Genomic DNA, 20,899 nt, shown 5'->3' on the forward strand with positions numbered 1-20,899 from the left:
TTTGACTCCCCCTTAGTTACGTAAAGGTTTTCCTTTGACGAGCATGTGCTGCATGCGTGCCTGTGATTTCACTTCTCCTACAAGACTTAAAAAGGCTTCCCTTTCAAGCTCTAATAAGTATTGCTCCTCTACCTCTGTTCCAAATGGCAGTTTCCCGCCGGAAATGACATGAGCTAATTTTTTAACTATGGTCATGTCATGCTCTGAAATGTATCCAGACAGTCTCATATTTTCAGCAGCCAATATCATCGCTGCATAGCCTGTTTCTCCCATGACGGGCACCTTTTGCGTAAGCGGCGCACGATAACCCGATTCATCAAGAGAGAGCACGAGTTGTTTCGCATCATAGATCAGGTGGTCTCCGTTCATGCTGATTCGGTCACTCGCGCGCAGCATGTTCATATCCCGCGCTTCCTCTGCCGAAGTGGATACTTTCGCCATTGCAATTGTTTCAAATGTTTTCATCGTGGCGTCTTGTATAGCGGTCTGCGATGGCTTCGCTGATCCTTGCAGATGGCGAAGGTATAATTCTTTGTTTCCACCGCCGCCTGGAATCAGTCCAACTCCCGCTTCGACAAGACCCATGTATGCTTCACTCGACGCCTGAATAGCTGCTGCCGGCAGACAAACCTCTGTTCCGCCTCCGAGTGTCATGCCAAACGGTGCAGCAACGACTGGACGGTCGCTATATTTCACCTTCATCATTGCCTGCTGGAAGCGGCGGATCACAAAGTCAATTTCAAAGAAATTATCGTCCTGAGCTTCCATTAAAATCAGAGCAAGATTGGCACCAACACAGAAGTTCTTCCCTTGGTTTCCGATGACAAGCCCTCTATAATTCTGTTCCACCTCATCGACAGCGCGATTGATCATGTCAATGACATCTAGTCCAATGGCATTGCTTTTGGAGTGAAATTCGAGCAAGGCGACATCATCACCGATATCAATTAAGCTCGCACCAGAATTTTTAAAAATCACGCCCTGCTTCTTTTTCAATCTCGCTAAGGAAATATTCTTTTCGTTTCCTTTTTCCTGTTCATAAGTCCCATTATGATAAAACGCACGCTCTCCATCAGCATTCTCTTGATAGAATGTATCGTGTCCTTCTGCCAGCATGTCTTGCACCCACTGCGGGATGGTGTGACCTTCTGCTTCCATGCGCTCGGCTGCTTTTTTCACACCGATTGCATCCCACAGCTCAAATGGACCGTGCTGCCAGCCAAATCCCCATTTCATTGCGTTATCGATCGACTGAATATCATCCGCAATTTCGCCTTTTAACTGAGCTGAATAAAGGAGCACAGGTGCCGTCATGTTCCAAAGCAATTGTCCTGCACGGCCATCTTGATAAATAAGCGCTTTCAATTTCGCTTTCGTCCCTTTTTGCTGCTTCGCCATCTCAATGCCTGGATCTTTAAGCTTCGTTCGTTCTCCATACGTGAGCGTCACAGGATCAAGTTCTAAAATGGCCTTTCCATTTTTTTGATAAAATCCTTGCCCTGCCTTGCTGCCAATCCATCCTTTTTCAAGCATTGTTTCAATAAACTCAGGCAGCTGGAAAATATCTTTTTCCTTTCCTTCTACTTGGTCATATACGTTGCGAGCTACATGGGAAAACGTGTCGAGCCCTACGACATCAAGTGTACGGAAGGTCGCACTTTTCGGTCTTCCAATGAGGGGTCCTGTGACCGAATCCACCTCTCCAATGGTGTATTTGTTTTCAAGCATTTCACGCACTGTCACAAGGAGTCCATAAGTACCAATACGATTGGCAATAAAGTTCGGCGTATCTTTCGCTTCAACGACGCCTTTACCAAGTACATCCTCGCCAAACTTTTTCATAAATTGGAGTACTTCTGGATCTGTTTCTTGAATAGGAATGATTTCTAAAAGCTTTAAATAACGGGCTGGGTTAAAAAAGTGTGTGCCTAAAAAGTGGCGTTTAAAATCATCTGATCGGCCTTCTGCCATTTTTTCAACCGAAATACCGGATGTGTTACTTGATACGATGCTGCCTTCTTTGCGGTGTTCGTCGATGAGAGAGAATACGTGTTGTTTGATGCTGAGTTTTTCAGTGACGACTTCAATGATCCAGTCAGCATCATGTAATAAGGAAAGGTGATCTGTGAGATTTCCCGGTGTGATGTATGATAGGTTTTTTGCTGATGTAAGAGGTGCTGGCTTTTGCTTTAACAATTTTTTCATCGCTTCTTGACTTAATCTATTCCGAACACTAGGGTGATCAAGCGTTCTCTTTTTCGCCGTTTCTTCCTTTGTCAGTTCGTTTGGCACAATATCTAGCAATGTTACTGGTATCCCGATATTGGCTAGATGCGCAGCAATGCCTGAGCCCATGACACCTGAACCAATGACAGCCGCCTTGCGAATATGTTTGCCCATAAATATCCCCCTAAACATTTTGAATGAACAGTCATTCATTTTTTGTCCAAAAAAAAGCAATGCCTCTTTCTTTATCTTAAAAGATTTTCCGAAACAGTTCAAGAGCGGATTTCAAAAATTTACACATTCTGATGTGCCTTACTTTGCGGCGTATGAATTAAAGATGAGAGGGCATTGTAAGAATGGAGGTGATGTCCACATGTCTCGTTTGAAGAAAAACCCATCGAAAGCAGGCGTAAGTGCTGCAAGTGTAAAAGGAAACGCAGGTCCATCACAGGAAGCAGACCTAGGCGGTAAAAAGACCAGTCAAAATCAGCAATATAAAAAGAATCAGTAAGGAAACAAAATCGTAAGGAGGAACACATCTTGAACAATCAGCAAATGAATATGCCCCCGCAAGTCATTTCAGTGAAAGATTCCTTGTACTTAGAGGATATGCTGAATTGGAACTTGATCGCTATGAAAAAGGCTCACTTTATGGCCGAGCACTGCCAAGACCAGACGTTGAAACAAGAATTAAATCAAGTGGGCCAAATGCATCATCAGCATTACACACAAATTCTTCAGCATTTAGGCAGCTCAGGGCAAGGCCAGTCTACTGGCTTTATGCAATAGGAGGAAAAAACATGGAACAACAAAACCAACAAAAAATCGGGAATCCACAAACTCCGGTTCCCACGACAACAAACATGAATGATCGTGATTTTATCACAGATCTGCTGTCGACTGAGAAATATATGACAAGTGGATATAACACAGCGCTCAATGAATTCAGTCATGAATCTCTTTACCAAGATATTCAGCGAATTGCGCTTGAAACACAGAAAACACAAAGACATTTATATGATGTCATGTTCAGATATGGCTGGTATTCTGTTGAAGCGGCTGACCAGCAAAAACTCCAGCAGGCACACCAGAAATTCCAGCAAACACTGACAGATCAATCTCCATACGGTTCATCACCAATGTCATAAGAAAAAACTTCCAGTAAATGAAGATGGATATTCATAAAATAATGGATCCGATTTTATCCGGATCCATTATTTTGAAATGACAATTTATACATAATAAGATTAAATATTCCTGAATTTTTATATAATACTAGAAATTAAACTATCTATTCCACCTAATATATTCTATAATATAGAACATATTATAGAAAAAAGGAGTTTAGGAATAAATGTACAAAAAAAGCTTGTTAATAATATTTTTTTCTTTGGTTTTATCAACATTATTTATTAAGGAAAATATTGCAGTTGCAGAAGTAAATTCTTTAGATAATAAAAAAGTAATTTCTTCACTAAACAAAACTGCACAATCAAGGGCATCTACAAAATTTTTCTATGAAAGTATTAGAAATAACATAATGACATATTTTGATATGTTCGAAAACAGAGAGATCAACGAAAAAGAATTAGAAAAATTAATTAAAGAAAACATTTCCCCAGCCTTAAAAAATTCTGACGATCAAGTTGCTCTTGAATTAAGTGAAGAAAAATCAAAAATAAATACAATATCTATAAAAAGCTCCTATGTTGAATATTCATTAGGTAAATTAGGTGCTAATGCTAAAGAAATTAATCTTTTTGCAAAACACCCTCATAATGCTGCCAAAACTAAAAACATTGCAGATGTCGCTTCAAGAGAAGCTGCAAAACGATATTCTAAGTATACGCTATGGCAAGGGAATGGGGACGCTTATAGACACGCTTTATGGAATGCCATAATGACTAAAAATATCAGTAGGAATTGGGCTTACCAAGTAGGTTATGCACACGAAAATTTAAAACCCGGTGAAAAGGCTCCTGATTTGGATACAAAAATGGATATCACGAACAATTATAGAGGTAGACTTGATGGAACTACATATAAAGACTATAATGATGTTCAGTTAACTCAAATTGTTGCTGATACAGTATCTAAAGGAAAAAAAGTTCGCATACGAACTTACACTTCAGGTAAAGCAGATAGAATTTTAGATGGTGTTAAAACAAAGTATGTAAATAAATTTGTTGAAACAACTTCAGGTGGAAGAAAAAGATAGTGAAAAGATGTGACCTATATGAAGAAAATCCTTATAGCTATCACTTTATTACTAGGTAGTTTAATTTATTTAATATTTAGAATAACAAAACCCAAATTATACTTAAATGATTTTTCATACGAAGTAGATAATCCGATTAGCATCAAATGGAATTACATCCTCATAGACACTGGGTTTGTAAAAGATAATCCAAACTCAGTTTATGAAATTTGGATTACACCTATTTACATTATAATTATATTATCTCTTCTCCTTTTGTTTTTTGGCATTAAAAAAAAGTAATTTCACCAAACTACCTCTTCGTGTGGGGTAGTTTTTTATTTATCTTAAAATTTACCTTTATTGGCGCGGTGAGCTTCGTTCAACTGTTTGATTCGTTGAATCGTGTGTTTGATTTCTTCTTTTGCTTCTGGATACGTTTCATTAAAGTGCTTTGCTAGAGGCGGCATGCTTTTTGCGATATGAGAGTAGATCACCCATTGTTTCACATCTTGTTTCAGTGCGTCTGTTGATTCGCCAAGCAGCAGCTCTGTATATTTATCAAGCAAGCCCTCAAGCTTTTCATCTAATTCATTTCCCATTGAGTTTCCGCTCCCTTTTTAAGAAAAAAGCCTGACTCTGTGCGTAACAGATGTCAGGCTTTTGACATACGATTATCTTGCAGCAAGAAATGTCTCGGCTTGTGCCTGCTGTACAATACAACGTCCTCTGCCGTGCGGAATACATAATGGTGTTCCGAATAAAGGATCTGTTGTCACTTGGCAGTTCATATCAAAGACATTTTTCACGAGATCACAGTTAATGACGGTTTCCGGTCTTCCTTCTGCATAAATCGACTTGTCTTTAATGGCAACAAGGTGATGCGCATATCTGCATGCGAGATTCAGGTCATGAAGAACCATGACAATCGTGCGCTGCTCTTTTTCATTTAAGTCAAACAGAAGGTCGAGAATTTCAATTTGATGCGTCATGTCTAAATACGTCGTCGGCTCATCTAACAAAATGATATCCGTCTCCTGCGCTAACGTCATCGCAATCCATGCACGCTGCCTTTGTCCACCTGATAATGAATCGACCGTTCGATCAGCGAGGTCTTCCATCTTTGTTGACTTCAGTGCACGATTCACTGCTTCTTCGTCTTGCTTCGACCACTGCTTCAGCCAATTTTGATAAGGATATCTACCTTGCTTCACTAGCTGATGCACGGTTAATCCTTCTGGCGCTTCTGGTCCTTGTGGAAGAATGGCGAGCTGTTTCGCTACTTCCTTTGTTGGTAATTTGGCAATGGAATGACCTTCAAGCAGGACAGAACCACCCATTGGCTTCATAAGACGGGCCAAAGAGCGAAGTAGCGTGGATTTACCGCATCCATTGCTGCCAATAAATACTGTGATTTCACCCTTAGGGATTGATACATTTAGTTCATCTATGATCATTGTTTCTCCGTAGCCTAAGCTTAAACCTTCAGTAGAAATGGCACTCATTCCGCTCAAACGCTCCTTTTCTCATGCAAATTTTTTATATGAAATATCGTCTATGTATAGACGGAAAAGATCACTTATCTCAATTTAGTGTATCAGATTTAAGTGATCTTGAAAATCATTTTCAATTAAAAAATGAGAAAGTCTCGTTTTACTTCTTCTTTTGGAATGTACGTTTGGTCCCATCTTCAAGCTTAATATCGACCTGAATCCGCTGATAATCATCGTCTAGATTAAAAGCGGCTAATAGCTCATTTACATACGCATCATTGAGCTTCTCACTAGGAATAGACATATCATTTAGCTTCATCTTCATCTCGCGTAATGCTTCTTCACCTTCATAGCGGACACCGTTCATATGATCACGGATAAGTGCTTCTTCTTTGCCTTTCGCCTGACGATAGGTGGCTTCGTATAATTCGCTTTTCTGCCCGTATTGAACATGCAGGTGGAGATGCTCAAATGGAAGTTCCTTCATTTGAACCGCTGAGAGACTCTCTGCTTCTGCTTCCTTTGTTTGTTGCAGCGGTTCGATTGATTGGCAGCCAGACAGCATAAAAAGCAGCACTCCTATTTGTCCCGCCTTCTTCCAACACATCATGTGCTTCCTCCTATTTCTTATCATCGCTTTTTATTCTTCTCCATCCTGCTTTTCGTTATTCAATAAAACAGCGGACTATGGTAGATTGAAACAAAAAGGAGAACGAGATGATGAAAAGAACAGCCATTGTAACTGGTGCCAATAGCGGCTTCGGCAAGCTCATCACGATAGGTCTCGCCAAGCAAGGCTATACAGTGATTGCAGGGGTCAGGCAGGAAGCCAATGCAAAAAAGCTTGCCGAAGAGATCAAGCAAGCCTCTTTATCCGAAGCGATACATATTGAAGCATTAGATGTGACAGATACGCAGTCGATTCAAGCATTTCAGAAAAAGCTACATGCTTACGCCCCCATAACCTTGCTTGTCAACAATGCGGGAACAGCCTATGCGGGTTTTGCTGAAGAAGTTCCTGTTGACACGTACCGCCAGCAATTTGATGTAAACGTCTTCGGAGTCATGGAAGTGACACAAGCCGTCCTTCCGTTTATGACAAATGGTGCAAAGATATTCAATATGAGCAGCATCAGCGGATTAATGGGAATGCCCGCGCTTTCTCCATATGTATCCTCCAAGTTTGCTTTGGAGGGCTATACAGAGAGCTTGCGCATTGAACTGGCCTCGTTCGGTATACAGGCAGCCTTGATCGAGCCAGGCTCTTTCCAAACAAATATTTGGAACACGTCTATGAACGAGCACATGTTGCAGCCAGGGGAAGGATCGAAATACACAAGCATCTATCAAAAGATGATGGTTTATATCAATGCCCAGAAAACCAACTACGGTGACCCGCGTGAAGTCGCAGAGCTTGTGATTCGATTAGCCGAGAAGAAACGGCTGAAAAAGTTGAGATATCCGATTGGGAAAGGGGTGCGACTTTCATTCACAGCAAAGCAGCTCTTGCCTTGGAGCATGTGGGAAAAGATCATATTACGTACACTCTCTTCAAAAAAATAAGCATAAAAAAACAGGTAGACCTTTAACGTCCACCTGTTTTTTCATTTATTCGGTTTCAGACTGTCCAAGGGTAATGTCTAGATTTTTATTTTTCCCTTCACGAATGACAGTCATTGTCGTTTTATCGCCGACTTTTGTTTCTTTGTACAAAATTTCTTTCAGCTGAGAGCTGTTTGCCACGTTTTTCCCTTTGAATTTGATGATGACATCTCCAGATTTCAAGCCTGCTTTTTGTGCAGGTGATCCTTTTGATACATCTTTTACATAAATCCCTTTGCCGATTTGTTTATCAAATAAGCCGAGCGTATTTTCTTGATACGTTTCAGGCACTTGCTCAAGGTCAATCATTTGTACGCCAAGGTAAGGACGTTCAACCTTTCCATTTTTCAACAGCTCATCTACAATCGGTTTGACATCGTTACTTGGAATCGCAAAGCCAAGTGATTCCACACCGCTTTCGCTAATTTTTAAACTGTTGATGCCAATCACTTGACCATCTGTATTGATAAGCGGTCCCCCGCTGTTCCCGGGGTTAATCGCTGCATCTGTTTGCAGTACATTCATTTCCACCGTACCAGATGATGTGTTCGCTTCAACTGTACGATCAAGACCACTAATAATCCCTTCTGTCACAGTACCAGAGAACTGTGCACCGAGCGGGTTCCCAATTGCGATCACTTTGTCTCCAGCACGGAGCTTAGAAGAATCACCAAAGCTCGCCACTTTATCAATGCCGTCTGCATTGATTTCAACAACAGCTAAATCTGTCATCACATCATTGCCGACCAGCTTTGCGTCTTTTGTTTTCCCATCATAAAGTGTGACCTTCAGTTTATTGGCACCCTCGACTACGTGGTTATTTGTAATAATGTACGCTTTTTTGCCATCTTTTTTAAAGACGACACCAGAACCCGTTCCAGCTTCAGCTTCTGTTGAGTCACCGCTAAGGCCAAACGAATTTTGTGTAGATTGATAGTTTGAGACTCCTACAATGGTTGGCTCTAAATCTTCTACCATATCAGCGACATTCGTGGCATTGGTGATTTGTTTTGTTGAGAAATTATCAGAAGCTGCCGGCTCACTTGAAGCTGTTTGCGTTTGTGTGTTTGCAGCTGTGTCCTGTGACTGCGGCAAAAGCGGTGTAATGCCAAGCACAAGGCCTCCGCCAATAATCCCTCCAAGGATCGGACTGAGCCATGCCGCTTTCCGCTTTTTCTCCTTTTTCGACGCACGGTCATCCTCCATTTGAGGAGAATGGTTTGTCACACTCTCCTGAGTGGCAGATGCTTCGTTTTCATGAGGTTGATAAACGAGTTCCTTTTCTTTTTCTGGTTCGTCTATTTGTTTCTCATTCTCTTGATGCACATCTTCTTGATGATTCATCTTCTTCTCTTCATCTTCTCTTCGGAAATCCATCGCTTGCACTCCTTTACATCGTGTTCATGACTTGCTTGATTCATATGTTTAGATAGGACTCATGTCCTCTTAATGGCAATATCATTGAAGATACTTCATGACAATATGTCAAATTATATAATACTTATTGATAGAAAAAAAGCAAGGTGCGCACATTCGTGAAAAGCACCTATTTATCTACCTTTTGTCTATGCCCTTTTTTCCCTTGAGCTTATCATAAACAAACATTATGGGATAATGATGAGAAGAATATGTGAAATTGTGAAAAAAGCATGTGATTGTTGACATGCCGCCTTTGTATCCCGTTATAATGACGTTGAGAGGATGTGGAAGACTTTGTCGTACACCATTTATTTAGTGGAAGATGAACAAAACTTAAACGAACTTTTAACCAAATATTTAGAAAGTGAAAATTGGAATGTCTCCTCTTTTTTAACCGGAGAAGCGGCACGCCGGGCAATGAACAAGCCGCCGCATCTATGGATTTTAGATATCATGCTGCCTGATACAGATGGCTACACACTCATTAAAGAAATCAAAGCCGCATCACCTGACGTACCGGTCATTTTCATTTCGGCACGCGATGCAGATATCGACCGTGTCCTCGGCTTAGAGCTGGGAAGCAGTGATTATATTGCGAAGCCATTTCTTCCGCGCGAGCTGATCATTCGGGTGCAAAAGCTGCTTGAGCTTGTGTACAAAAATAGCGATACTCCGCAGCAGAAAAGCGTCACACCCGTCTCCTCCTATGTCATTCATGAGGATGTAAGAGAGGTGTATGAAGGAGATCAGCTGATTAACTTAACTTCTAAGGAATTTGACTTGCTGCTTTTATTTACACATCATCAGGGACATGCTTTTTCTCGTGAAGATATCCTCGTCAAAATTTGGGGACACGATTACTTCGGAACAGATCGTGTGGTCGATGACCTTGTCAGACGGCTACGCAAAAAAATGCCCGACTTAAAGGTCGAGACCATCTATGGATTTGGCTATAGGATGCTAAAAGGATGAAGAACAAACCGCTCGCTTTTCAAATTTGGGTCGTCATCTCTGGTATTTTGCTCACGATCTCGATTGTCCTGATCATCCTATTTTCCAACACATTACGAAACTTTTTCACGAATGAAATTTATAAAAATATCGAAAATGAACAGCAGGTGCTCACAGAATATCCGTTGAACCGAGACGGCTCGCCAAAGTCGACACCGGAAAACCGCTCGGTGCAGCACATTCTGATTCCGTCAGATGAATTAAACCAAATGACGCAGTTTTTCCCGCACGCCTTTATTGAGAAAATCCAAGCCTTTGTGAAAAAACAAAAAAGCGCAACGAAACGCTATTCTGAAGAGGTGAATGGCCAGCACATCTTTTTTGTCATCAAAAAAGTATCAACAGACAATACACAATATATTCTTCTGTCCTATGCACCAGACTCTTATCGAGACGACCTGTCCTTTACGCTGTTTAAACAGCTGATATTTATCCTGGGCACCGTTATTTTATTAAGCTGGATTCCATCGATTTGGCTTGCCCGCTACTTATCCCGTCCAATCGTTGCATTTGAAAAGCACGTGAAGCGGATTGCGCAAGAGGACTGGGACGACCCTGTCATCGTTGACCGGCAAGATGAGATCGGGAAGCTTGGTCATACCATTGAAGAAATGAGACAAAAGCTCATTCAAAAGGATGAAACAGAACGGACTCTTTTGCAAAATATATCACATGACTTAAAGACACCTGTCATGGTCATCCGCGGCTATACGCAGTCGATTAAAGATGGTATTTTTCCTAAGGGAGATCTTGAACAAACGGTGGAAGTCATTGAAGGTGAAGCGGAAAAACTTGAGAAGAAAATCAAGGATTTGCTGTACTTAACAAAGCTTGATTATTTATCAAAACAACACCCCGCACATGCTTCCTTCCTACTCAGTAATACGATGCTGGAAGTGGTCGACCGAATACGCTGGTCGAAAAATGAATTGCAGTGGAACGTGGACTTAGATGATGAGGCTGCTCTTGAAGGCGATCCAGAACAATGGAGCAAATTATTTGAGAATGTACTAGAAAATCAACTCCGCTACGCAAAAAGTAAAATTGATATCCAAATGAAACAGGAAGAGGATCAAATACGCATTGTCATTCGTAATGACGGTCCTCACATTGAAGAACATATGCTATCCAACCTATACGAACCTTTTAGTAAGGGAAAAAAGGGCGAATTCGGTATTGGATTAAGCATTGTCAAAAAAATTCTCTCCATGCATCAAGCGTCTATATCAATTGAAAATGATGATCTAGGTGTACGTTATACGATCACGGTTCCAAAGAAGAGACTGTAGGTTTTTGACCGCAGTCTTTTTTAGATGAATGAATACCCATTGAAATCACGGTATGTGGCTTTGATTTTCTTGCCAGCTTGATACATCCATTTCTTTTCAATGGTTGTCTCTTTCGGCATTTTGACTTTTTCTACTTGTATTCCTTTTGTTCGCAAGCGTCTCATCATATCATCGATTTCTCTCATGGAACATCATCCTTTCACATTTTTTGACCAGTTGGTCACCTTACTTTATAATATAAAGAATTACACTGTAAAAAACAAGTTACAATCTGATTAATTTTTGAAAACTTTCGTCGTTTATGACCGATAAGTCACATCTCTTTGCGCACGTTTCCTAAGACATTTGTCTCTCGGTAAGAAAGGATGACATTCATATTGAAAAAGAAAGAAAAAATGATCATTGAGGCCGGCATGAAATTGTTTGCCAGCAAAGGCTACAATACAACGTCTGTTCAGGAAATTGCGGATGAATGCCACATGTCAAAGGGTGCTTTTTATCTTTATTTTAAATCAAAGGAAGCACTGCTCATTTCAATCTTGCATTACTATTATGATAAGGTATTTACCCGGATTCACGAGGTTCAAACAGAGGGCGGCACACCAAAGGAAGCCTACCGAAAGCAGCTCACTGTCTACTACGATAATATTTTACAGCAAAAGGATTTTATTAAAATGCAGCTGAGCGATCGAGCACTGCCAATGAATGAAGAAACGCAGCTGCTCGCAAAACAAATCAGACTTGCCACCATTCAGCTTCACATTGATAACATTAAGCAGGTATATGGAGATGCAGCGATTCCTTATATGGCTGATCTTTGTTTGACGATTGAGGGCATGAGCCACGTTTATTTCGAGCTTGCGATTTTATATGATTTTCAGCTGGAGGCTGAGGAGCTAGCTGCAACGATGATTCACCGTATCGATGATTTGATGGGCGGTATGATGGAGCGAAATGATTTTCCGCTCATATCTGTAGATCAAGCGAGCGATTGGTTTGGTCCTATTTACGAACGGTCATTCGACCCGCTGACAGAATCTCTTTTAAAAGAATTAAGAGAGCAGGCTGAAGCACACTATGAAGTGAAAGACGAGCCAGATTTATTTGAAGCGCTTGGCATTTTAGAAAATGAATTAAACAAACAAAAACCAAGACAAGTCATCGTAAAAGGCATGCTGTATCAATTAAAATTATACGCACCGCTCCAAACCAACTCTGAATCACTTATGCGTATTTTGAAAGAGGATCATTTGTAGAACCCAGGGCAGTCCCTGGACTTTCATTTTGTTCGATACTCTCAATGAAAAAAACCAGGGGCTGCTTCCCCTGGTTTCTTATTTTGCTTTCGGTGTCACCATTTCTTCTGGTTTCACAAACTCTTCAAACTGCTCTTCTGTTAAGAGCTCTAATTGAAGTGCTGCTTCTTTTAATGTTAAACCTTCTTTGTGAGCAAGCTTTGCAATTTTCGCTGCATTTTCATAACCAATGTGCGGGTTGAGTGCCGTCACAAGCATCAATGAATTGTTCAAATTTTTCTCGATTGTTTCTAGGTTTGGTTCGATTCCAACTGCACACTTGTCATGGAATGAGTTCATGCCGTCAGCAAGTAATTCAACTGATTGTAAGAAGTTATAAATGATGACCGGCTTAAATACGTTCAGCTCAAAATTTCCTTGGCTAGCGGCAAAACCGATTGTTGCATCATTCCCCATGATTTGTGCTGCAATCATTGTTAAAGCTTCACTTTGAGTTGGGTTGACTTTACCTGGCATAATGGAGCTTCCTGGTTCATTTTCAGGAATGATCAATTCACCAATTCCGCAGCGCGGACCACTTGCCAGCCATCTCACATCATTGGCAATTTTCATTAAATCAGCTGCAAGTGCTTTTAGGGCACCGTGTGCATACGTAATTTCATCATGGCTTGTCAGCGCATGGAATTTGTTTGGTGAAGAATTGAATGTTTGACCTGTCAGTTGGCTGATTTCCTCAGCGACATATTGTCCGAACTCAGGATGTGCGTTAATCCCTGTACCAACAGCTGTTCCGCCAATCGCAAGCTCTCTCATTTTTTCAGTTGATTCTAGGATCATTTCTTTTGAACGATCCAGCATGTACACCCAGCCGCTAATCTCTTGACCTACTGTCAGTGGTGTTGCGTCTTGCAAGTGCGTACGACCGATTTTAACAATCTCTTGATACGCTTTTGCTTTCTCATCAAGAGTGGCTCTTAATTGATCAATCGCCGGCAATAATTTTTTATACACAGCTAAAACAGCTGCCACGTGCATAGCAGTTGGGAATGTGTCGTTTGAGCTTTGGCTGCGGTTGACATCATCATTCGGATGAATGCTGAACTCACTATTTTTATCTTTCAAGTAAGCAGTTGCTCTATTTGCAACAACTTCGTTCATATTCATGTTACTTTGTGTTCCACTGCCTGTCTGCCATACAACAAGCGGGAAATGCTCGTCATACTTTCCGCTGATGATGTCATCACATACAGCAGCAATTGCTTCTGCTTTTTCGCTCTCAAGGTTGCCAAGACGTTCGTTGGCAATCGCTGTGCTACGTTTCAAAATTGCAAACGCATTCACAACTTCCTTTGGCATTTTCTCAGAACCGATTTTGAAATTTTCTTTGCTTCGTTGTGTTTGTGCACCCCAGAACTTGTCCTTTGGCACCTTGATTTCGCCCATTGTATCTTTTTCGATTCTAAATTCCGTCATTATGTATCCCTCCATAGCTTCTCATCACTCAACTCTATTCTATACAAAAAACCAAAATCCTTTAAGCGTTTTCAATTAAAATTTTATCTTTATTTTAATTTTAGTTCAATATAAACGCGGACATCTTTCGAATATTTGTATTTTGGGTTCGTTTTTCCGTAATCCTTTGATGTATATGTCACTTCATAATGCTTGTCAAACGACTGTAGAATACGGTCAATCTCCTCTTTTGTTCCTGCTAAACGAATTTGCGCCATCTTGTTTCCTCCAAAACCCTCATTCTTTCTTTTACCACAAAATAATGTAACACAGAATATTGTTTTTTCAAGCAGGTAATGCTAAGAAAAAGTTATTGAGGCGGGTGATCCTTTTGAATCAGACTCCATTGAAAGAGCACTTATACGATAATCTCTCCGTCATTCTCCCGCAATTAAAGGAAATGGACGATTTGGTTCATGAGAAAAAAACGCTGCCTCACGGGCAGGTCGTTTACTATTTATACATAAAAGAAATGAACGAAAAGATGGAGATTCAAACCTTTTTGAAGCTGCTTCTCCAAGATCATACGTCTCTCACAAAAGAGAAGCTGGAATCCAATTTATCGATGATGACCACACGTTCGGTGAAGACCTCTGAACAATTGGTCAATGCGATTTTTGAAGGGCATTGCGTGGTGCTCATTAATGGATTTCAGCATGCGTATATTTTAGAAACGCATGGAACGAAGAAACGCAGTTTAGGGGATGCTACCTCTGAAACAGTCGTGAGAGGACCAAAAATTGGCTTTATTGAAGATTTAAATACGAATTTAGCGCTTGTAAGACAGCGCTTGAAAAATCCTGATCTCAAAACCGTCGATATGAAGATTGGTCTACAGAAATACACTCAGGTGACCATCATGTACATCGACGGTATCGTTCAAGTGCCTGTTTTAAAGGAAGTCAAAAAACGGCTCAAGCAAGTCACCATTGATGATATACAGGACTCTGGTGTTCTTGAGGAGCTCATTGAAGACAATGTGTATTCTCCTTTCCCGCAAATTCAAAACACAGAACGGCCGGATAAAGTGGCATCTGCTTTAAATAATGGCCGGGTCGCCATCTTTGTCGATCATTCACCTTTTGTGTTAATTGTACCTGCATCCCTTGCGACAATTATGCAATCACCCGATGATTATTATGAAAGATGGATCGCCGCCTCTCTTATTCGTTTGCTGCGGTTTACCTCGATCTTTCTGACGTTATTTCTATCAGCCATTTATATTGCGCTTGTGTCGTTTCATCAAGGTCTTTTGCCAACCACTTTGGCTATTACAATCTCGAGCACAAGGGAAAATGTCCCCTTTTCACCCATTGTCGAGGCACTCATCATGGAGATGACCATTGAGCTGCTGCGGGAAGCTGGCTTAAGGCTGCCAAATCCGCTCGGTCAAACGATCGGACTTGTTGGCGGGGTTGTCATTGGACAGGCTGCCGTTCAGGCACATATTGTCAGCTCGATTATGGTGATTATCGTTAGTGTCATTGCACTTGCATCCTTTACTGTTCCTCAATATGGGATGGGCATGTCCTTTCGCGTGCTCCGCTTTGTGTCCATGTTTACTGCGGCTACCTTTGGTTTATATGGGATTGTGCTGTTTATGCTTGTACTCCTTACTCATCTCACGCGACAAAAAAGTTTTGGCACGCCTTATTTCTCACCAGATTTTGTGTTCAGCTATAAAAACGAAGACAATTCCATTATTCGATTGCCTTTAAAAAATCAACAGAAAGGAGAACGACATGGTCAATCATAAAGAGTCGATTACCAGCTATCAGGCAAGTGCCATTATTGCCAATACAACACTAGGCGCAAGTATGATGATTCTGCCAAGATCAATGGCTCAGGCTGCGGCTACACCTGACGGCTGGATTGCACTCTTACTCATGAGTGTCATTTACATTGTGTTTATTTTTGCAAATGTCCTCATGATGAAAAAAGTCCCCTTCTCCTCTTATTATGATTATACGAACGAGGGGCTTGGAAAATGGATTGGCGCTCTTGCCAACCTCTTGATTATTATTTATTTTCTTGGCGTCGCCAGCTATGAAGTACGAGCGATGTCGGAAATGGTGAAATTCTTTTTGCTTCAAAACACGCCTGTAGCGGTGACAATGATCAGCTTTATTATAGTTGGTTTTTATCTTGTGATTGGCGGGATTGGTGATTTAGCCAGGCTTTTTCCTTTTATTTTGATTGTGACGCTCATCATCTTATTTGTCGCTTACGGACTTAGCTTGCAAGAATTTAAGTTAGATAACCTCCGGCCCGTTTTAGGAGAGGGGTTCTCCCCTGTCTTCAATTCCTTTAATGCATCAGCCATATCGTTTGTCGGCATTGAAATGATGCTGTTTATGCCTGCTTATATGAACACGCAAAAACACACTTTTGCTTATGGAACAGTCGGCTTTTTGATTCCTGCGATTATTTATATTTTCACTTATATTCTTGTGATAGGTGCGCTGACGGTCAAAGAAACGGCGACTTTGACTTGGCCGACCATTGCCTTATTCCAATCGTTTGATATTCAGGGGATTTTTATTGAACGAATTGAATCATTTTTGCTTATCGTTTGGCTGGTTCAGCTGTATACAAGCTTTGTCGGATATACATTTTTTGCCGCAATCGGGGTATCCAGACTGACCAAGTTTCCTAAAAAGGTAGTCGTCGCTCTAATGGGAATTGTCATTTACTTTGCAGCGATTTTCCCAAAGGATGTCGATACAGTGCGAGATTATTTAACCTATGTGAACAACCTCTTTTTCCTGCTGTTCGGCATTCTCCCGTTTCTCTTATTTATAATCGTTTTTTTCAAAAGGAGGCGGAAAACAGCATGAAAAAGAAGGCAGCTTGTGCTCTTTTGATGCTAGTTCTATTAAGTGGTTGCTGGGATAGTACAAATATTGAGGAGCTCAACATGGCGATTGGGTTTGCAGTAGATAAAGGGGACCAAGGACATAAATTAAAGCTGTCTATGCAAGTCCTCGTTCCTCAAAAGATCGATCAGGAAGCAAGCATCAAAGACCCTACGAAAATCATTGAAAATAGCGGGGATTCTATGCATCAAATTTTCCGCACAACGGCGCTGAAAAGCCACCGCATTTTTGCGCAGCAGCTAAGGGTGTATTTATTTTCTGAGGAGCTCATCAATGAGAATAATTTTGACCTCGTCATTAATCAATTCATTCGAGACAATGAAACGCGGAGAGGCAGCCTCGTCTTTATGACCTCTGAGAAACCTGGGGACATGCTGAAAATCAATGACGACGGACAGCCAGCCTCTTCGACCTTATACGATCTTTCAGAAAACAGAAAAACGACCATTTCCATGTTCAAGACGGTCTCATTAGGAGATATTTCTTCTGCCATGCAAAACAATGTATCCTTTGCTCTTCCGAAAGTCAGCGTCGATCAAGGAAAATTAATGATCGACGGTGCCTCTATTATTAAGAATAGACGATTTCTCACCAATATCTCTCCGTCAGCAGTGGAGTCATACAATTTGTTAACTGGGGACGGAGAAGGCGGAGTCATACAATTTGAATATGATCACAGCCTCTACTCTTTTGAGATTTTCAAAATCAAGCACCATATCAAAACCCATAAATCAGCCAGTGGAAAATATCAATTTGATGTGTCAGTGGATCTTGATGGGCGATTGTCTGAGGATTGGAATGAACGCGAAAACGCTTTTAATGAAAAGTATCTCAGAGAAATTGAAGGCGTTGTCAAGCGTCGATTAGAGAAAAACGTAAATGATTTCATCGGAGAATTACAGCATGAGATTAAAGCAGATATTTGCGGGTTTTATCAAAAGGCGAGTATTGCCTACCCAAAGGACTTTCGAAAAGAAGCAAAACATTGGGATGAGATTTTTAGTGAATCAGATATTCGTTACAAAACAAATGTGAAAATCCGTGACTTCGGGACTAAGGGCGCAACACAATCCTGATAGAGTATGTTAAAATGGTAAGAAAAAAAGGGTGTCAATCATGAAACGAGCTTTACTTTCGGCCGGCATTCTATTTTTGATTCTAGGAATACTCCTGTTAGTCGTTGTATTCATGCAATCAAAAGAAGATTTCTTCATTGAAGCCGACAGCTTTTCGAGCACATTTTTGATCGTGATTTATTATGGACAAACCCCTGCGCTCCTTCTTATTGGAGGCGGTTTATTCGTCGGACTTTCACAGATCATTGGTTTGCAGGAGAAAAAAGCAGCAGTGGCAAAGGAGAGCGTACAGCTATTATCCGAGATGAAGAAAGCCCTAGAAGACAAATCGGCCGAGGAGCAGGAGGCTTTTCCAGTTCCTGAGCTCCATCAACTATCCGAACGTCCGATCACAGGACAGAAGGACTAATTTTACGCATGTTCTAGCAGCTTTCATTTGAAAGCTGTTTTTTTATTTTATTGAATCAGCTTATGACGATGCGCATACACAGCCGCTTGCGTCCGGTCTTCTACATCGAGTTTGGAAAGAATGTTGGTAATGTGTGTCTTCACTGTTTTAATTGTAATAAATAGTTCCTCAGCAATGACCTTATTCGATTTTCCATCCGCAATCAGCTTCAAGATTTCCATTTCTCTTGCTGTTAATGCATCATGAAGGATCGATCCATTTGAGGAATGACGGAGTTTATTCATGACCTTTCCAGCCACTTTTGATTCAAGTCTTGGTTCGCCGATACTTGCAGACCGAATGGCATCCGCAATTTCTCCTGCCTTGGATGTTTTTAATAAATAGCTTAAAGCACCTGCCTCAATCACTGGATAGACTTTATCATCGTCAATAAAGCTCGTCAGAACGATAATTCGAGCATCTTCAATTTCCTGACAAATTCTTTTCGTTGCTTCAATGCCATCCATTCCTTCCATGACAAGATCCATTAAAATCACATCTGGCTTTAATTCAACCGCAAGCTCTACACCTTTTTGTCCATCTGACGCTTCACCAATGACTTCAATATCAGCCTGCGCCTCTAAAAAGGCAGCAAGCCCCATTCTCACCATTTCGTGATCGTCGATTAAAAGTACTCGAATCATCGAACGTTCTCTCCTTTTCCTTCATCAAAAATGGGGACCTTCACATCGATTTGTGTTCCTTTTCCCTCAAATGACATAATCTCTGCGACACCGCCTACTTCACTTGTTCTTTCACGAATCGATTCAAGTCCGTAGGAAGCTGTCTTCACATGATCTGTTTGAAAACCGATCCCATTGTCGATAATCTTCAGCTGCACCTGCCGATTTCGAATGAGCAGACGTACCGTCACCTTTGTCGCCTTTGCATGCCTGAACACATTTGATAGGGCTTCCTGTACAATTCGGAAGAGGTGATCCTCTACTCCTTTAGACAGCGGAACATCATCTTCTATTTCCCAATCAATATCAATCGGCTGCTTTGCTTGAAATTCATTTAGGAGTTCAATCAAGCCTTTTTTCAAGTCTTTTCCTTCAAGGGTGATCGGTCTTAGATGAAGCAAAAGCGCACGCATTTCATTTTGTGCATCGCCAGCCATTCGTTCGACTAGGCGCATTTGCTTTAAAATCTTTTCATCCTTTTCCTTCATGCCTTCAAGAATCGCAGAGGTCATCATCGAAATCGCAAACAACTGCTGGCTAACCGCATCATGCAGTTCTCGTGCTAGACGCTGACGTTCTTCTGAAACGACGGATTTCTTCATTTGCACCTGCCATTCAGCCCGTTCATTCGAGAGCTTTTGCAAAGAAGCTACTTGCCCTTCAACTCGTTTCGCCATTTCATTTAATTGATCTGCCGCTAAGCCAATTTCATCGTCGCCAAGAGACGGCAGCCTGTATGCAAAGTTCCCATTTTCAAACTTTAAAATCGACTCTACAAGCTGATCGAGACGCTTCTTATGCTGATAGCCAAATACATGCGAGGCAGAAACCCCAATGACAAGACTAATGATCAGTAAAATACAAAAAAACGGAATGCCGAACCAGCGGGTAGAGAGGAGAATCATCGGATCAAGCTGATAATAAAAAAACATGGGCAGCATCGTCATGATGACAACACCAAGCGAGATCCCTACTCCAAGACGAATAGATTGCCACTGGATACCTAGATGGAGTTTCCTCATAAGTATCTCACATCCACATCTCCAATCAGTAAAGAGATGGAGATTTTCACTTTTCGTTTGCTCTCATCGTAATTGTTGGTCATCACATACACTTTACTGCCGAATCCGCTTCTTTTTTCATCAATAATTTTCATATCACCAATTGCAGCTGAAGCACTCACACATACTTCAATATCCTGCGGTACGTAAATATCCACATCTCCGATGAGCCCGCTAATCACGATCGTGCTCTCTTCTTCTGCGATGATGGCCTTTGATAAGTCGATTTTGACATCCCCGATAAACCCTGAAATCGTCAAATCACTTAATTGAAACGGCTTTTTCATCAGCCTGACTTCACCGATAAAAAAGTCATGCTCTTTGCGCGGCTTTGTCTGGCTCTTTGTTTTCTTTTGGTCGCCCTCTTTTTCAAGATTGACTTTCAGCGAAGGCTTTCCATCGTCCGATGCTTCCTTTTTATCGACATCAAAAACGGGTTTATTCTTCAATAAGCGATAGCCGGCATATATCAAAAAGGCCGCAAATAAATATCCTGTGAGACTAAATGTAATATTGAGCAGAAATTTTAAAAAGAGAAAGCCGGCAAAAATATAGGAAACTGAACCGAGCCAACGTTTGGATCTTGAGTGCAGCCAATAGCCAGCCAGCGCAAAAAACACAGGCCAAAACAAATCGGCTCCGATCCCAATAATTTTGAGAAATAGATTAATACCAAAAATCACGACAATGATGCCTAAAATTTGATTCCTTGAAAAACGCAGTTGACTCGCCTCCTTCCTTTCTTCCATT

The 20,899-nt window shown here is 41.1% G+C and carries 23 protein-coding genes; 12 read left to right on the forward strand and 11 right to left on the reverse strand.

All coding sequences use genetic code 11. The features are described from left to right. Positions 1-12 precede the first annotated feature (12 nt). Positions 13-2,400, reverse strand: coding sequence for a 3-hydroxyacyl-CoA dehydrogenase/enoyl-CoA hydratase family protein (locus tag C6344_RS10780; RefSeq protein WP_106072940.1), 2,388 nt, complete (start codon positions 2,398-2,400; stop codon positions 13-15). 199 nt (positions 2,401-2,599) lie between these two features. Between C6344_RS10780 and C6344_RS10785 the strand changes: the two genes are divergently transcribed. From C6344_RS10785 to C6344_RS10800, 4 genes are all read left to right on the forward strand, one after another. Beyond that, complete coding sequence (locus C6344_RS10785) at positions 2,600-2,737, forward strand: YuzL family protein (protein ID WP_003212904.1); 138 nt, start codon at positions 2,600-2,602, stop codon at positions 2,735-2,737. Positions 2,738-2,763: 26 nt separating this feature from the next. Next, complete coding sequence (locus C6344_RS10790) at positions 2,764-3,015, forward strand: hypothetical protein (protein ID WP_223249598.1); 252 nt, start codon at positions 2,764-2,766, stop codon at positions 3,013-3,015. A gap of 11 nt (positions 3,016-3,026) precedes the next feature. Further along, complete coding sequence (locus C6344_RS10795) at positions 3,027-3,374, forward strand: spore coat protein (protein ID WP_060597266.1); 348 nt, start codon at positions 3,027-3,029, stop codon at positions 3,372-3,374. Between the two features lie 206 nt (positions 3,375-3,580). Further along, positions 3,581-4,444, forward strand: coding sequence for a DUF6973 domain-containing protein (locus C6344_RS10800; protein ID WP_106036530.1), 864 nt, complete (start codon positions 3,581-3,583; stop codon positions 4,442-4,444). Between the two features lie 326 nt (positions 4,445-4,770). On the opposite strand, the gene C6344_RS10810 is transcribed toward C6344_RS10800, so the two are convergent. The 3 genes from C6344_RS10810 to C6344_RS10820 all read right to left on the reverse strand — a co-directional run bounded on the left by C6344_RS10810 (position 4,771) and on the right by C6344_RS10820 (position 6,523). Then, positions 4,771-5,025 (reverse strand): YusU family protein, encoded by a 255-nt coding sequence (locus C6344_RS10810; RefSeq protein WP_060597269.1) that lies wholly within the window; start codon positions 5,023-5,025, stop codon positions 4,771-4,773. 72 nt (positions 5,026-5,097) lie between these two features. Further along, the gene (locus C6344_RS10815; RefSeq protein ID WP_008347057.1) at positions 5,098-5,928 is read right to left on the reverse strand and encodes an ABC transporter ATP-binding protein; all 831 of its coding nucleotides are present in this window, start codon (positions 5,926-5,928) and stop codon (positions 5,098-5,100) included. 148 nt (positions 5,929-6,076) lie between these two features. Continuing rightward, on the reverse strand, positions 6,077-6,523 hold the full coding sequence (locus tag C6344_RS10820) for a YusW family protein (RefSeq protein ID WP_181185436.1): 447 nt from the start codon (positions 6,521-6,523) through the stop codon (positions 6,077-6,079). Between the two features lie 110 nt (positions 6,524-6,633). On the opposite strand from C6344_RS10820, the gene C6344_RS10825 reads away from it, so the two are divergent. Then, positions 6,634-7,479, forward strand: coding sequence for an oxidoreductase (locus tag C6344_RS10825; protein ID WP_060597271.1), 846 nt, complete (start codon positions 6,634-6,636; stop codon positions 7,477-7,479). A 45-nt stretch (positions 7,480-7,524) separates the two neighbouring features. On the opposite strand, the gene C6344_RS10830 is transcribed toward C6344_RS10825, so the two are convergent. After that, complete coding sequence (locus C6344_RS10830) at positions 7,525-8,895, reverse strand: S1C family serine protease (protein ID WP_034659926.1); 1,371 nt, start codon at positions 8,893-8,895, stop codon at positions 7,525-7,527. A 336-nt stretch (positions 8,896-9,231) separates the two neighbouring features. On the opposite strand from C6344_RS10830, the gene C6344_RS10835 reads away from it, so the two are divergent. Then, a complete protein-coding gene (locus tag C6344_RS10835; RefSeq protein ID WP_066030424.1) occupies positions 9,232-9,909 on the forward strand; it encodes a response regulator transcription factor in 678 nt (225 codons plus the stop codon). Continuing rightward, entirely contained in the window at positions 9,906-11,237 is a 1,332-nt protein-coding gene (locus C6344_RS10840; RefSeq protein ID WP_106030476.1) for a sensor histidine kinase, read from the forward strand. Before C6344_RS10835 ends, C6344_RS10840 begins: the two co-directional genes overlap by 4 nt. 20 nt (positions 11,238-11,257) lie before the next feature. Here C6344_RS10840 and spxO read toward each other — a convergent pair whose 3' ends face one another. After that, on the reverse strand, positions 11,258-11,422 hold the full coding sequence (gene spxO, locus C6344_RS18860; protein WP_095285802.1) for an anti-adapter protein SpxO: 165 nt from the start codon (positions 11,420-11,422) through the stop codon (positions 11,258-11,260). Between the two features lie 192 nt (positions 11,423-11,614). On the opposite strand from spxO, the gene C6344_RS10845 reads away from it, so the two are divergent. After that, on the forward strand, positions 11,615-12,493 hold the full coding sequence (locus tag C6344_RS10845) for a TetR/AcrR family transcriptional regulator (protein WP_106072941.1): 879 nt from the start codon (positions 11,615-11,617) through the stop codon (positions 12,491-12,493). 78 nt (positions 12,494-12,571) lie between these two features. Here C6344_RS10845 and fumC read toward each other — a convergent pair whose 3' ends face one another. Both fumC and C6344_RS10855 read right to left on the reverse strand, forming a co-directional pair. Further along, a complete protein-coding gene (gene fumC / locus C6344_RS10850) occupies positions 12,572-13,966 on the reverse strand; it encodes a class II fumarate hydratase (RefSeq protein WP_034659931.1) in 1,395 nt (464 codons plus the stop codon). Between the two features lie 89 nt (positions 13,967-14,055). After that, positions 14,056-14,223, reverse strand: a complete 168-nt coding sequence (locus C6344_RS10855) for a YvzF family protein (RefSeq protein ID WP_003213147.1) — start codon at positions 14,221-14,223, stop codon at positions 14,056-14,058. A gap of 113 nt (positions 14,224-14,336) precedes the next feature. Between C6344_RS10855 and C6344_RS10860 the strand changes: the two genes are divergently transcribed. From C6344_RS10860 to C6344_RS10875, 4 genes are read left to right on the forward strand one after another with little or no spacing between them, the layout of a single operon-like run. Continuing rightward, positions 14,337-15,761 (forward strand): spore germination protein, encoded by a 1,425-nt coding sequence (locus C6344_RS10860; RefSeq protein WP_106071437.1) that lies wholly within the window; start codon positions 14,337-14,339, stop codon positions 15,759-15,761. Continuing rightward, positions 15,748-16,842, forward strand: a complete 1,095-nt coding sequence (locus tag C6344_RS10865) for a GerAB/ArcD/ProY family transporter (RefSeq protein WP_060597275.1) — start codon at positions 15,748-15,750, stop codon at positions 16,840-16,842. The genes C6344_RS10860 and C6344_RS10865 overlap by 14 nt, the downstream gene beginning before the upstream one ends. After that, the gene (locus tag C6344_RS10870; protein WP_106072942.1) at positions 16,839-17,957 is read left to right on the forward strand and encodes a Ger(x)C family spore germination protein; all 1,119 of its coding nucleotides are present in this window, start codon (positions 16,839-16,841) and stop codon (positions 17,955-17,957) included. The genes C6344_RS10865 and C6344_RS10870 overlap by 4 nt, the downstream gene beginning before the upstream one ends. A gap of 40 nt (positions 17,958-17,997) precedes the next feature. After that, positions 17,998-18,366 carry a hypothetical protein gene (locus C6344_RS10875; protein ID WP_034659936.1) on the forward strand — a complete coding sequence of 123 codons (369 nt, stop codon included), beginning with the start codon at positions 17,998-18,000 and terminating at the stop codon, positions 18,364-18,366. A 47-nt stretch (positions 18,367-18,413) separates the two neighbouring features. Here C6344_RS10875 and liaR read toward each other — a convergent pair whose 3' ends face one another. From liaR to liaF, 3 genes are read right to left on the reverse strand one after another with little or no spacing between them, the layout of a single operon-like run. Continuing rightward, the gene (gene liaR, locus C6344_RS10880; protein ID WP_034659937.1) at positions 18,414-19,049 is read right to left on the reverse strand and encodes a two-component system response regulator LiaR; all 636 of its coding nucleotides are present in this window, start codon (positions 19,047-19,049) and stop codon (positions 18,414-18,416) included. After that, on the reverse strand, positions 19,046-20,110 hold the full coding sequence (gene liaS, locus C6344_RS10885) for a two-component system sensor histidine kinase LiaS (protein ID WP_034659938.1): 1,065 nt from the start codon (positions 20,108-20,110) through the stop codon (positions 19,046-19,048). Before liaS ends, liaR begins: the two co-directional genes overlap by 4 nt. Then, complete coding sequence (gene liaF / locus C6344_RS10890) at positions 20,107-20,898, reverse strand: cell wall-active antibiotics response protein LiaF (protein WP_181185435.1); 792 nt, start codon at positions 20,896-20,898, stop codon at positions 20,107-20,109. Before liaF ends, liaS begins: the two co-directional genes overlap by 4 nt. Position 20,899 lies beyond the last annotated feature (1 nt).

The organism is Bacillus sp. GBSW19 (assembly GCF_002998655.1).
Classification (GTDB): Bacteria; Bacillota; Bacilli; order Bacillales; family Bacillaceae; genus Bacillus.